Annotated in this window: 10 protein-coding genes; 3 read left to right on the forward strand and 7 right to left on the reverse strand. The window is 71.3% G+C overall.

Annotation, left to right across the window (positions count from 1 at the left end):
* The first annotated feature begins 106 nt into the window (after positions 1-106).
* Complete coding sequence (gene metG, locus SYYSPA8_RS20260) at positions 107-1,726, forward strand: methionine--tRNA ligase (RefSeq protein WP_323448642.1); 1,620 nt, start codon at positions 107-109, stop codon at positions 1,724-1,726.
* An 88-nt stretch (positions 1,727-1,814) separates the two neighbouring features.
* Here the strand turns inward: metG and SYYSPA8_RS20265 are convergent, their stop codons facing one another.
* The 4 genes from SYYSPA8_RS20265 to aspS all read right to left on the reverse strand — a co-directional run bounded on the left by SYYSPA8_RS20265 (position 1,815) and on the right by aspS (position 6,078).
* The gene (locus SYYSPA8_RS20265; RefSeq protein ID WP_407706045.1) at positions 1,815-2,621 is read right to left on the reverse strand and encodes a L,D-transpeptidase family protein; all 807 of its coding nucleotides are present in this window, start codon (positions 2,619-2,621) and stop codon (positions 1,815-1,817) included.
* 113 nt (positions 2,622-2,734) lie between these two features.
* Positions 2,735-3,589, reverse strand: a complete 855-nt coding sequence (locus SYYSPA8_RS20270; RefSeq protein WP_323448644.1) for a hypothetical protein — start codon at positions 3,587-3,589, stop codon at positions 2,735-2,737.
* Positions 3,561-4,115 (reverse strand): SigE family RNA polymerase sigma factor, encoded by a 555-nt coding sequence (locus tag SYYSPA8_RS20275; protein ID WP_323448645.1) that lies wholly within the window; start codon positions 4,113-4,115, stop codon positions 3,561-3,563. The genes SYYSPA8_RS20270 and SYYSPA8_RS20275 overlap by 29 nt, the downstream gene beginning before the upstream one ends.
* Positions 4,116-4,296: 181 nt before the next feature.
* A complete protein-coding gene (gene aspS / locus SYYSPA8_RS20280) occupies positions 4,297-6,078 on the reverse strand; it encodes an aspartate--tRNA ligase (RefSeq protein WP_323448646.1) in 1,782 nt (593 codons plus the stop codon).
* A 178-nt stretch (positions 6,079-6,256) separates the two neighbouring features.
* On the opposite strand from aspS, the gene SYYSPA8_RS20285 reads away from it, so the two are divergent.
* Entirely contained in the window at positions 6,257-8,374 is a 2,118-nt protein-coding gene (locus SYYSPA8_RS20285) for an ATP-binding SpoIIE family protein phosphatase (protein ID WP_323448647.1), read from the forward strand.
* Between the two features lie 14 nt (positions 8,375-8,388).
* Here SYYSPA8_RS20285 and SYYSPA8_RS20290 read toward each other — a convergent pair whose 3' ends face one another.
* The 3 genes from SYYSPA8_RS20290 to SYYSPA8_RS20300 form a co-directional block, all read right to left on the reverse strand.
* Positions 8,389-9,462 carry an AI-2E family transporter gene (locus SYYSPA8_RS20290; protein ID WP_323448648.1) on the reverse strand — a complete coding sequence of 358 codons (1,074 nt, stop codon included), beginning with the start codon at positions 9,460-9,462 and terminating at the stop codon, positions 8,389-8,391.
* A 149-nt stretch (positions 9,463-9,611) separates the two neighbouring features.
* Positions 9,612-10,568 carry a pirin family protein gene (locus tag SYYSPA8_RS20295; RefSeq protein WP_323448649.1) on the reverse strand — a complete coding sequence of 319 codons (957 nt, stop codon included), beginning with the start codon at positions 10,566-10,568 and terminating at the stop codon, positions 9,612-9,614.
* Positions 10,569-10,743: 175 nt separating this feature from the next.
* Entirely contained in the window at positions 10,744-11,202 is a 459-nt protein-coding gene (locus tag SYYSPA8_RS20300; protein ID WP_323448650.1) for an SseB family protein, read from the reverse strand.
* A 130-nt stretch (positions 11,203-11,332) separates the two neighbouring features.
* Between SYYSPA8_RS20300 and SYYSPA8_RS20305 the strand changes: the two genes are divergently transcribed.
* On the forward strand, positions 11,333-13,159 hold the full coding sequence (locus SYYSPA8_RS20305; RefSeq protein WP_323448651.1) for an acyl-CoA dehydrogenase: 1,827 nt from the start codon (positions 11,333-11,335) through the stop codon (positions 13,157-13,159).
* The last annotated feature ends 261 nt before the right edge of the window (positions 13,160-13,420 follow it).

Raw genomic sequence — 13,420 nt, forward strand, 5'->3', positions numbered from 1 at the left:
GGCCGGAAGGACAGAATCCACTACCGGGTGTTCCGTGGATCTCTCCGGGCCCGCACCCGCCCATCGCGGGTGATTCGCGCTTCCCGGGGCCAGTAGGATTTCGACCATGGCGGCCACTGGATCCGAGAAGCAGGGGGCGGCGGCGTACTACGTCACGACCCCCATTTACTACGTCAACGACGCTCCTCACCTGGGCCACGCCTACACGACCGTCGCAGGCGACGTGCTCACCCGCTGGCACCGTCAGCGCGGCGAGAAGGTGTGGTACCTCACCGGCACGGACGAGCACGGTCAGAAGATCATGCGCACTGCCGAGGCACACGGGGTCACCCCCCAGGAGTGGTGCGACAAGCTCGTCGGGGAGGCGTGGAAGCCGCTCTGGGAGCACCTGAACATCGCGAACGACGATTTCATCCGGACCACCGAGAAGCGGCACACGGACCGGGTGCAGGAGTTCGTCCAGGATCTCTACGACAAGGGCGAGATCTACCAGGGCGGCTACGAGGGCCCGTACTGCGTCGGCTGTGAGGAGTACAAGCTCCCCGGCGATCTGATCGACGGCGAGGGCGAGTACGCGGGGCAGAAGCTCTGCCCGATCCACAAGAAGCCGGTGGAGCTGCTGAAGGAGGAGAACTACTTCTTCAAGCTCAGCGAGTACGGCCCGAAGCTGCTGGAGCTGTACGAGGCCAACCCGGGCTTCATCCAGCCCGAGTCCGCCCGCAACGAGGTCGTGAACTTCGTCAAGCAGGGGCTCCAGGACCTGTCCATCTCCCGGTCGACCTTCGACTGGGGCGTGAAGGTGCCGTGGGACGAGAAGCACGTCATCTATGTGTGGATCGACGCGCTGCTCAACTACGCCACCGCCGTCGGCTACAACGAGAACCCGGAGAAGTTCGCCTCGACCTTCCCGGCCGATGTGCACCTCGTCGGCAAGGACATCCTGCGCTTCCACGCGATCATCTGGCCCGCGATGCTGATGGCGAACGGGCTGCCGGTGCCGGGGCGCATCGCCGCGAACGGCTGGCTGATGGTCGGCGGCGAGAAGATGTCGAAGTCCAATCTGACCGGCATCAAGCCGCAGGACCTGACCTCGCACTTCGGCGTGGACGCCTACCGCTGGTACTTCCTGCGGGCCATCGCGTTCGGCCAGGACGGCTCGTTCTCCTGGGAGGACTTCACCGCCCGCTACACCAGCGAGCTGGCCAACGACTACGGCAATCTGGCCTCGCGGGTCGCCGCCATGGTCGGCAAGTACTTCGGCGGCGCGCTGCCGGAGGCGAGTGCCGACGGCGAGGCCGAGCAGGCGGTCCGTGCGGCGATGGCCGTCGCCGTCGCGGAGGCGGACCGGAAGATCGGCGACGAGGTCGACTTCCAGGGCGGCATCCTGGCGATCTTCGACTTCGTCAAGCAGGTCAACGGCTATCTGACCGAGCAGGAGCCCTGGAAGGTCGCCAAGGACACCTCGCCGGAGGGCCAGGCCCGGCTGGCGACGATCCTGTACACCGCCGCCGAGTCGCTGCGGGCCGTCGCGGTGCTGCTGAACCCGGTGATGCCCGAGACCTCGCAGGCGCTGTGGGAGTCCCTGGGCGCCGGGGCGTCGCTGGGCGAGCTGGCGGAGCAGCGGGTGCAGGACGCCGGTACGTGGGGTCTGCTGCCCGCCGGGTCGACGGTGACCAAGGGCGCGGTGCTCTTCCCCCGCCTGGAGGAGCCGAAGAAGGAGCAGTAGTCGGTTCCCGTCAGGCGTGACGGAACGGAAAGGGGCCGTGCGGCCCGGGGAACACGTCCCCGGGCCGCACGGCCCCTTTCCCGTCGCGTCAACGGGCGAGGAATTCCTCCGGGCCCATCGCGACCACCGGCCGGGCCGCCGGGTCGAGACGCCGCAGGAGTTCGGCGACCCGGGGCCGGGCCAGGCTCACACAGCCCTGGGTGCCGCTGCCGTGGTCGACGTGGATCCAGATGCCCCGGCCCCGGTCGATGCCGAGCGGGGTCTCCCAGTCGAGCGGGGTCCGGCCGGGGACTCGGTTGTAGTTGATCGCGACGACGTGGTCGAAGGCGCCCCGCAGCGGCTCCCCCTCGGCGTTCTCCCCCCGGATGTCGAACGCCGGTCCCCGGTCGTACGGGAGCCGGGTGCCGGGGTCGGGCCGCAGGCCGCCCGCGTCGGTGAGGCCGTAGACGCCGGTGGGGGTGCGCAGGTCGTTCATGCGGTGGTCGTCGGTCCAGCCCTTGCGGCCGTTACGGGTGGGCCAGGGCCCGGCGGTGCGCTGCCAGCCCTGGGTGGGGTGGCGTTCGTAGAGGGCGGCGGTGGCACGGTTGGCGTCGGGTCCTTCGGCGCCGACCACGAACACCTGGCGGGCGTCGCCGATCCGGGCCAGGGTGCGGGGGCCGAGTCCGGGTATGCCCCGGCGGGCCTCCCGGCGGGAGGCACCCGCGCCGGAACGATTCTCCGCGTCCGGGCCTGAGCCCGTGTCCTTGTCGGCGCCCGGCTCGCGCGCCCCGGACGAAGCCGCCGTGGAGCCGCCCCGCCCGTCGTCACCGCCCTCGTCGCCTCCCTCGTCCCCGCCGACGGTGCAGCCGGTGAGCAGCACCACGGCGGCGAGCGCGGCGGCCACGAGCGGCCGGATCCGGTGGCGGGCCTGGTTGCGAGCCTGGTCGCGGGACTGGTCGCGGGACTGGTCGCGGGCCTGGTTGCGGGCCTGGCGGTGGTGCGTACGCGGGGACACGGCCCGGTTTCCTCTCATCGTGCGGGGGTCCCGCCGGCGGCGCCGACCTCGGCAGCCGCAGTGGCCCCCGTACCGGCCGTCGTCTTCTTCCCTGCCGGAGGCGGCACCCGCGGCGCGGGCGTCGCGTTCTCGGTACCGAAACGGGCGCTGTCGACCACCGCGCGGACGGCGCCCAGCGTCGCCGTGGACGCCTCCGGGCCCATGCAGACCTCGATGTTCGCCGCCAGGTCGTCGGGCTTCCGTTCGACGGCGAAGTCCGCGGCGTACGAGGCGCCGCCGCCGATCTGTTCGCAGAACCCGGCGATGTACTGACTGCGCGCGAACGCCCGGGTGTCCCAGGTGGAGGCGTCGGCGGCCCGGTCCCCCTCCACCCTGATCAGTACGTCGCGCGGGCCGATCCGCTGGAGCGGCGGGCAGGCCCCCTCGTCCACCGGAACGCACGACGACGGCCTGGCGCTCAGCGCCTGGGTGCCGATGAAGCCGCCGGGCGGGGACAGCGGCTGGTGGTCCCGGCCGATCTCCAGGGTGTGCCAGGCGGTGGGCACCGTCACCGTGAGCCCGTACAGGTCCGCGAAGCGCACATCGCTCTCCGTCGGCGAGGTCAGCGGGGGCGGGGCGGCCGGCCGGGTCGCTGACCGCCCCTCCTCGCGCAGCGCGTCCGGCACCAGGGTCCCGCCGACCGCCAGCACGGTCGCCGTGAGGACGGCCGCCCCGGCCCGGTAGCGCCTGCGGCGGGCGACGCGGCCCCTGATCTGCCCGATGCGTCCGTCGGGGGCGGTCAGCCGGGGTGTCCCCAGCTCCAGCAGGGTGCGCAGCTCACCCTCGCCGTACTCGTGGTGGTCATGCGGATCGTGCGTAGAAGCAGTCATTCGTCCCCTCCTCCGACTGGATTCCCGGAAGTCGTTCCCGCAGGGTGCGCAGGGCCTTGGCGGCCTGGCTCTTGACCGTGCCGGGGGCGCAGCCGAGGGTGGCGGCGGTCTCCTCGACGCTCAGGTCCTCGAAGTAGCGCAGCACGACGACGGCGCGCTGCCGCACGGGCAGGGCGCGGACGGCGACGGCGAGGCTCTGTTCGAGGTCGACGCCGGCGTAGGCGTCGGCGGCGCCGATCCGGTCGGGCAGCTCGCCGTGGGGCACCTCGCCCCGCCAGCGTCTGCGCCACCAGCTGGCGTGGGTGTGCACCAGGGCCTTGCGGACGTACGCCTCCGGGCTCTCGCCGCGGATGCGGTGCCACTTGGGCCACACCTTCGCCAGCACCGTCTGGAGCAGATCCTCCGCCAGGTGGGCGTCGCCGGTCAGCAGCCAGGCCACCCGCAGCAGCCGGGGGCCGCGCACGGCGACGAAGGTCTCGAAGTCGCCGGCGCCGCCGCTGTCGCCGCCACCGCCTATGGAGCCCATCCCATCGCCCCCACCTCTGTCCCTCTGTCGGTCACGTCTGGAGAACGCGGTGGGGTGGGGAACGGGTTGCCCGCGCGGCAAGGAGTTTCCGGCCCGGCCCGTGGAAGGCCGCCGCAAACGCCCCCGGGCCCGTACCGGAGTGGCGGTACGGGCCCGGGGGCGTCGACGGGTGCGGCGGAGGTCACTCCGCGGCGGGCTGCTTCGCGGCCGGCGGCTTGCGCAGGGAGATGTTCAGCTCGCGCAGGCGGGCCTCCTCCAGCACGGTCGGCGCGCCCATCATCAGATCCTGGGCGTTGCCGTTGAGCGGGAAGGCGATCGTCTCGCGGATGTTGGGCTCGTCGGCGAGCAGCATCACGATGCGGTCGACGCCGGGGGCGATGCCGCCGTGCGGCGGGGCGCCCAGCCGGAAGGCGCGGAGCATGCCCGCGAACTCCTGCTCGACGGTCTCGCGCTCGTAACCGGCGATCTCGAAGGCCTTGAGCATCAGCTCGGGCTCGTGGTTCCGGATGGCGCCGGAGGACAGCTCGATGCCGTTGCAGACGATGTCGTACTGCCAGGCGAGGATGTCCAGCGGGTCCTTCTCCTCCAGGTCCCGCATCCCGCCCTGCGGCATGGAGAAGGGGTTGTGGGAGAAGTCGATCCGCCCGGTCTCCTCGTCCTTCTCGTACATCGGGAAGTCCACGATCCAGCAGAAGCGGAACTCGCCGTCCACGAAGTGGCCGGCGCGCTTGGCGGCCTCGACCCGGACGCCGCCCATGATCTTGGAGACCTCGTCGACCTCACCCGCGCCGAAGAAGACGGCGTGTCCGGCGGCGAGGCCGAGGCGCTCGGTGAGGACCTTGACGTTCTCCTCGGTGAGGAACTTGGCGATCGGGCCGGAGAGCGAGCCGTCCTCGGCGACCCGGACCCAGGCCAGGCCCTTCGCGCCGAGGGAGACGGCGAAGTCGCCGAGGCCGTCGAAGAACTTGCGCGGCTGGGCGGAGACGTCCGGCACGGGCAGCGCGCGGACGTGCTTGCCGGCGAACGCCTTGAACTCGGAGCCCTCGAAGACATCGGTGATGTCCACCAGCTCCAGCTCGGCCCGCAGGTCGGGCTTGTCGCTGCCGTACTTCAGCATCGCCTCGCGGAACGGGATCCGCGGGAACGGCGAGGTGACGTGGCGGCCGCCGCCGAACTCCTCGAACAGCTCGGTCATCAGCCGCTCGATGGGCCGGAAGACGTCCTCCTGCTCGACAAAGCTCATCTCGACGTCGAGCTGGTAGAACTCGCCGGGCGAGCGGTCGGCGCGGGCGTCCTCGTCGCGGAAGCAGGGCGCGATCTGGAAGTACCGGTCGAAGCCGGCGATCATCAGCAGCTGCTTGAACTGCTGCGGGGCCTGCGGCAGGGCGTAGAACTTGCCCGGGTTGAGCCGGGAGGGGACCACGAAGTCGCGCGCGCCCTCGGGAGAGGTCGCGGTGAGGATCGGGGTCGCCATCTCGTTGAAGCCGAGGGCGGTCATCTTGTGCCGGATGGCGGAGATGACGGCGGTGCGCAGCATGATGTTGCGGTGCATGCGCTCGCGGCGGAGGTCGAGGAAGCGGTACTCCAGGCGCCGCTCCTCGTTGACGCCGTCGTCGGCGTTGATGGTGAAGGGGATCTGCTGGGCCGCGCCCAGGATCTCCACGGCGGCGACCTCGACCTCGATCTCGCCGGTGGGCAGCTCGGGGTTGACGTTCTCCGCGCCACGGCTGGTGACCTTGCCGTCGATACGGACGACGGTCTCCTTGGTCAGGTGGCTCAGGGCCTCGTTGGCGGCGGTGCCCGGACGGGCGACCAGCTGGGTGATGCCGTAGTGGTCGCGGAGATCGATGAAGAGGATGCCGCCCAGGTCTCGGCGATTGTGCAGCCAGCCGCTCAGCCGGACGTCGGTGGAGACGTCAGCGGCGCGGAGCTCGCCGCAGGTGTGTGACCTGTACCGATGCATCGTCGTTCATCCAGTCTTGGTGATTTTGGGAGTGGCGGGCCCATCCAGATTACCGCCCGCCCCCGATCCGGCTCATTGTCATATTCATGCCACACTCTCCCTCTCTTCCCGTCACAGCCCGTCCCCCGTGGGTGGTACCGGGAGGGAGCCCCGCCACGGATCGGAATAAAGTGAGGCAATGCGCACCGAGGATGTCCTGGCCGCGATCGCAACCGGCCTGTGGCGGTGGGACAACGCGGCCGGCGCGGTCACCCTCGACGCCGAGGCGGCTCGCCTGCTCGAACTGCCCGCCGGCTCCCCCACCTTCCCGGAGTCCGTGATCCGGGCCCGGTTCCACCCCGTCGACTGGAACGAGATCAACGGCGTGGTCTCGCTGGCCATCGCCGAGGGCACCCTCGCCGAGGGCCGGCTGCGGGTCGTCGACGACGAGGGCCGGGTGCTGCGGACCGTCCGCAGCCGCTCCAAGCCCGTCCTGAAGGACGGCTCGTACCTGCTCCACGGGACCCTCCAGGAGGTCGCCGAGCAGACCGAGGGCACCGCCGCGCGCACCCCGATCACCGGCGACTGGCGGCGCTCCCGGGAGGCGTTCCTGCTGGACGCCGGGCGGGCGCTGGCGGAGGCGCGCTCCACGGCCGAGGTGCTGCGGGTGGCGGCCTCGCTGTCGATGCCGGGCTTCTCCCCGGACGGGCTCGCGGTCTTCGGCGCGAAGGGCGACCGGCTGACGATCATCGGCCACCACGGGCACCAGAGCGCGGGCGACGACCCCTTCAGCGACATGCGCGCGGACACCGACCACCCGGCGGCGGAGGTGGTCCGCTCCGGGCGGGCCGTCTATCTGCCCAGCCCCGAGGAGTACAACCGCCGCTACCCCACCAGCTGGCCGCTGGCGCAGCGGCTCGGCCGGCAGTCCTGGGCGTATCTGCCGCTGATCGTCGCCGGCCGCACGATGGGGGCCTGGATGGCGGCCTTCCGGCACCCGGTGGCCTTCACCCCGGACGAGCGGTCCGTGCTGACGACGGTGGCCCGGATGCTGGCGCAGGCCCTCACCCGGGCGGGGGTCGCGGAGACCGAGCGGGAGCTGTCGCTGGGGCTCCAGCGGTCGATGATGCCGGTGCTCGGGCCCGCGATCCCGGGGATGGAGGTGGCGGCCCGCTATGTCCCGACCGGCGGCGGACTCCAGGTCGGCGGCGACTGGTACGACATGATCCCGCTGCCGAACGGGCGGATCGCGCTGGTCATCGGCGATGTCCAGGGGCACGACGTGCGCGCGGCCGGGCTGATGGGACAGCTGCGGATCGCGCTGCGGGCGTACGCCTCCGAGGGCCACCGGCCAGACGCGGTCCTCTCGCGCGCCTCCCGCTTCCTGCACGGCATCACCGACACCGCGCAGAACGCGGACTGCGCCGGGCCCCGCTTCGCGACCTGTCTCTATCTGGAGGTCGACCCGGCCTCCGGCGGAGTGGAGATCGCGCGCGCCGGGCACCCGGAGCCGGCGGTGCGGATGTCCGACGGCACGGTCCTGGTGCGGCCGACCGAGGGCGGGCTGCCGCTGGGCATCGACCCGGACTCGGACTATCCGACCACCCGGCTCGCCCTGGAACCCGGAGAAACGATGATGATCTGCACCGACGGTCTGCTGGAGACCGGCGGGCACGATCTGGACACCGGCTGGGACCGGCTGCGCGCGGTGCTGGAGAACCCGTCGGGGCAGTCCCTGGAGGAGCTGGCGGACGGACTCGTGCAGGCGGTGCACGGCCCGGCCTCGCACTACACCACCGGGCCGCTGGCGGACCGCCGCGAGGACGACGTGGCGCTGGTGCTGCTCTCCCGGGTGCCGGAGGGCGCGGAGGGCCTGGAGGGCCCGGCGCGCGGGGCCCGCCGGCGGACGGCCATGACCATCGCCCAGGCGGAGCCGGAGAAGATCGCCGTCGCCCGGAACCAGGTGCGCGGGCTGCTGCACGACTGGGCCGACGAGGAGCAGGTCGACTCGGCGGTCCTGATGGTCTCCGAGATGGTCACCAACGTCCTGGTGCACACCGACGGCAACGCCCTGCTGGTGGCCGAGGTCGGCAGCCGGGACGGGACCCGGCGGCTGCGGGTCGAGGTCGCGGACGGCAGCGACGACCTGCCGCACAAGCGGCGCCCCGGCGAGCTGGCGTCGTCGGGGCGGGGGCTGGTGCTGATGGAGATGCTGGCGGACGCGTGGGGGGTCGATCCCCGGGGCGAGGGCAAGTCGATCTGGTTTGAGCTGTACGAGTCGGCGGCGAAGGGCGAGGGCGAGAACGGCACGGCGTAGGGGACGGGGGTGCCTCAGGGCGGCGTCCCGTCCCCGGCAGCGGTCGGCGGTCCCGTGCTCGGGTCCGCGTACCGCTCCCTGAGCACCCCGATCACCCCGAACGCCGCCGCGACCACCGGCACCGCGAGCAGCATCCCCAGGATCCCGGCCACCCCCGCCCCCGCCGTGATCGCCAGCATCACCACCGCCGGGTGCATCTGGACCGTACGGCTCTGGATCATCGGCTGGAGCACATGCCCCTCCAGCAGCTGGACGGCGAGCACCACGCCCAGCGCCCAGAGCGCGATCACCCACCCCCGGTCGGCGAGGGCGACGAGCACCGCCACCGCGCCGGAGATGAAGGCGCCGAGGTAGGGGATGTAGGCGCCCACGAACACCAGCGCGCCCAGCCCGAACGCGCCCGGGACCCGCAGGATCAGCAGGCCCACGGTGATCAGGACCGCGTCGATGAGCGCGATGAAGGTGGTCCCGCGCATGAAGCCCTCGACGGCGGTGAAGGCCCGGCGGCCCATCTCCTCGACCATCTGTCCGCCCCGCCCCGGGGCGACGGTGTGGGCCAGGGACGCGGCCCGGTCCGAGTCCCGCAGGAAGAAGAAGATCAGCAGCAGCGCCAGGATGGCCGTGGCGATCCCCTCGCCCACCAGGCTCAGCCCGCTGAGCACGCCGGAGGCGGCCGTTCCGCCGAATTTCGCGATCAGGTCCTTCGCGTTGGCGACCATGTCGCCCAGGGCGGTCCCCGCGCCGAGGTGCCGGGTGAAGGTCTGGAAGGCGTCCCGCAGCGAGGTGAGGATCTGCGGACCGTTGTCGATCAGCGCCCGGACGATGACATAGGTCGCACCGCCGACCACGCAGAGCACGGCGACGCAGGTCAGCCCGGCCGCGAGCGAGCGGTGCACCTTCATGGCGACGAGCCGCCGGTACAGCGGGCCGAGGAGCGCGGTGCCGAGGAGCGCCAGCAGGACCGGGGTCACCGCGATCCGGAAGGTCCCCACCAGCCAGAGCCCCACCGCGCCGACGCCCGCGACCAGCAGGATGACGGCGCACCACGCGGCGAGACGCCGTACGGGCTCGGGCAGCAGGGTGTGCACGTTCCCCACCCGACCACGGCCGGGCGGGGGCGTCCCGCACAGCGCGCCCGTACGAGTGACGACGTACAGGCGAGGACGTACAGGCCAGGCAAACGCGGGAGAGACGCCCCCGGGGAGGGGGCGCCTCTCATCCGCCGTGGCCGGTCAGGTCACATGCCGTGGACCGCCGGGACGGTGCCGAGACGGCCCGCCTGGAAGTCGTCGAACGCCTGCTTCAGCTCGGCCTGCGTGTTCATCACGAACGGCCCGTAGTGCGCCATGGGCTCCCGGATGGGACGCCCGCCGAGGAGCACGACCTCCAGGTCGGGGGTGTTCGCGTCCTGGGTGTCGTCGGCGCGGACGGTCAGCGAGCCGCCCTCGCCGAAGACGGCCGTCTGCCCCTTGTGCACGGGCCGCCGGTCGGCGCCCACCGAGCCGCGCCCGGCGAGGACGTACGCGAGCCCGTTGAAGTCCTCGCGCCACGGCAGGGTGATCTGGGCGCCCGGCCGCAGGGTGGCGTGGACCATGGTGATCGGGGTGTGGGTGATGCCGGGGCCCTCGTGGCCGTCCAGCTCGCCCGCGATGACCCGCAGCAGCGCGCCGCCGTCGGGGGAGGTGAGCAGCTGGACCTGGCCGCCGCGGATGTCCTGGTAGCGCGGGTCCATCATCTTGTCGGCGGCGGGCAGGTTGACCCACAGCTGGAGCCCGTGGAAGAGCCCGCCCGACATGACCAGCTCCTCCGGCGGCGCCTCGATGTGGAGCAGCCCGGAGCCGGCGGTCATCCACTGGGTGTCGCCGTTGCGGATCGTGCCGCCACCGCCGTTGCTGTCCTGGTGGACGAAGGTGCCGTCGAGCAGATAGGTGACGGTCTCGAAGCCCCGGTGGGGGTGCCAGGGCGTGCCCTTGGGCTCGCCCGGGGCGTACTCCACCTCGCCCATCTGGTCCATCATGATGAACGGGTCGAGGTAGCGGTAGTTGATCCCGGCGAAGGCGCGGCGGACCGGGAAGCCCTCCCCTTCGAAGCCGCCGGGCGCGGTGGTCACGGCGAGCACGGGCCTCGCCACCGCCTCGGCGGGGGCGGCGACACGGGGCAGCGTGAGCGGATTCTCGACAGTCACAGCGGGCATGGTGGGACCTCCTTGTGCGACCACTTTAGTTGAATCCTTAACTTTCTGCCAGTCGCAACGCGAAGACGCCCGGAAGGTATTCCCTCCGGGCGTCCTGTTCCTAGGTCGGACGGCTCAGCCGCACACCGTGCGGATCGACCGCACCGTGCGGATCACGTGCACCGTGCGGGCCGGCTCAGCCGTACATGCGGCGCATCGCGAAGTCGACCATCTGCTCCACGGCCTTGGCGTCGAAGACCATCCGGTGGTCGCCCTCCATGTCGAGGACGAAGCCGTAGCCGGTCGGCAGCAGGTCGATCACCTCGGCACCGGTGATCACGAAGTACTTGGACTCCTTGCCCGCGTACCGCCGCAGCTCCTTCAGCGAGGTGAACATCGGGATCACCGGCTGCTGGGTGTTGTGCAGCGCCAGGAAGCCGGGGTTGTCGCCGCGCGGGCAGTACACCTTGGAGGTGGCGAAGATCTGCTGGAAGTCCTCGGCGGAGAGGGTGCCGGTGGTGAAGGCGCGCACCGCGTCGGCGAGCGACGGCGGGGACGGCTCCGGATACAGGGGCTGGCCCTGCGGCTGACCCCCGTAGGGCTGCTGGGGTGCGTACTGCTGGTGAGCGCCCTGGTTCTGGTCGTAGCCGTACATGAGCGCAAGAGTAACCAGTCACTGTTACGCGATTGGGGGTTGCAACTTATTACCGATGGGTAGCATCATCGTAGCTACCAGCTGGTAGATGGGTTAAGCACACGACTCCCGAGCTACGGAGCCAGTCGCCATGGGGCACTACAAGTCGAATCTTCGTGACATCGAGTTCAACCTGTTCGAGGTCCTCGGCCGCGACAAGCTGTACGGCTCCGGCCCGTTCGCCGAGATGGACACCGACACCGCCAGGTCCGTCCTGTCGGAGGTCGCCCGCCTCGCGGAGAACGAGCTGGCGGAGTCCTTCGCCGACGCCGACCGCACGCCTCCGGTCTTCGACCCGGAGACCAGCACCGCGCCGCTGCCGGAGTCGTTCAAGAAGAGCTACCGCACCTTCATGGAGTCGGAGTACTGGCGGCTCGGCCTGCCCGAGGAGATCGGCGGCACCACCGCGCCCCGCTCCCTGGTCTGGGCCTACGCCGAGCTGCTGCTGGGCTCCAACCCCGCGCTGTGGATGTACTCCTCGGGACCCGCCTTCGCCGGGCTCCTCTACGAGGAGGGCACCGAGGCCCAGAAGAAGATCGCCGAGTTCGCCGTCGAGCGCGAGTGGGGCTCCACCATGGTCCTCACCGAGCCGGACGCCGGCTCGGACGTGGGCGCCGGCCGCGCCAAGGCCGTCCAGCAGGACGACGGCTCCTGGCACATCGACGGGGTGAAGCGCTTCATCACCTCGGGTGAGCACGACCTCTCCGAGAACATCCTTCACTACGTCCTCGCCCGCCCCGAGGGCCACGGCCCCGGCACCAAGGGCCTGTCCCTCTTCCTCGTCCCGAAGTACCTCTTCGACTTCGAGACCGGCGAGCTGGGCGAGCGCAACGGCGTCTACGCCACCAACGTCGAGCACAAGATGGGCCTCAAGGCGTCCAACACCTGCGAGATGACCTTCGGCGACCGCCACCCCGCCAAGGGCTGGCTGATCGGCGACAAGCACGACGGCATCCGCCAGATGTTCAAGATCATCGAGTTCGCCCGGATGATGGTCGGCACGAAGGCCATCGCCACCCTCTCCACCGGCTACCTCAACGCCCTGGGATACGCCAAGGAGCGCGTCCAGGGCTCGGACCTCGTCAACTTCATGGACAAGTCCGCGCCCAAGGTGACGATCACCCACCACCCGGATGTACGCCGCTCCCTGATGACGCAGAAGGCGTACGCGGAGGGCATGCGCGCCCTCGTCCTGCACACGGCGTCCGTCCAGGACGAGATCGCCCTCAAGGAGGCCGCCGGCGAGCCCGCCGACGAGCTGATCGCCCTCAACGACCTGCTCCTGCCGATCGTCAAGGGCTACGGCTCCGAGCGCTCCTACGAGCAGCTGGCGCAGTCGCTCCAGATCTTCGGCGGCTCCGGCTACCTCCAGGAGTACCCGCTGGAGCAGTACATCCGGGACGCCAAGATCGACACCCTCTACGAGGGCACCACCGCCATCCAGGGCCAGGACTACTTCTTCCGGAAGATCGTCCGCGACCAGGGCCAGGCGCTGAACTCCCTCTCGGAGGAGATCAGGAAGTTCCTCGCCGTGGGCACCGGCGGCGACGAGCTGGCCGGCGCCCGGGACGCTCTCGCCAAGGCGGCCGTCGACCTGGAGGCGATCGTCGGCACCATGACCACCGACCTCATCGCCACCGGCGAGGATGTCCGCAACATCTACAAGGTCGGGCTGAACACCACCCGCCTGCTGATGGCCTCCGGCGATGTCGTCACCGGCTATCTCCTGCTGCGCGGCGCCGCCGTCGCCGCGGAGAAGCTGCCCACCGCGAGCGGCCGGGACGTCGCCTTCTACCAGGGCAAGATCGCCGCGGCGAAGTTCTTCGCGGCGAACGTCCTGCCCGGCGTCTCCGTCGAGCGCACCCTCGCCGAGGGCACCGACCTGGCGCTGATGGACCTGGACGAGGCCGCGTTCTAGCCGCTCCGGCCCGTACACGCGGACCGTGCACCCAGCCTGTCCGCGTGCCCTGTCCACCCAGCCTGTCCGCGTGGCCTGTCCGCGTGGCCTGTCCACGTGGCCGGCCCGTACACCGCCCCGTCCCCACGACCGGCCCGTCCCCCGCCACCGCCACGGGGGACGGGCCGCCCGTACGCCCGCGAGCACGCCCCGATGCCCTCTGCCCGACAGCCCCGCGGAATCCGGCGAAGACCCCCGGGGGGCTTGCGCGCACAGCGAACC

The organism is Streptomyces yaizuensis, assembly GCF_034961445.1.
GTDB classification, from domain to species: Bacteria; Actinomycetota; Actinomycetes; order Streptomycetales; family Streptomycetaceae; genus Streptomyces; species Streptomyces yaizuensis.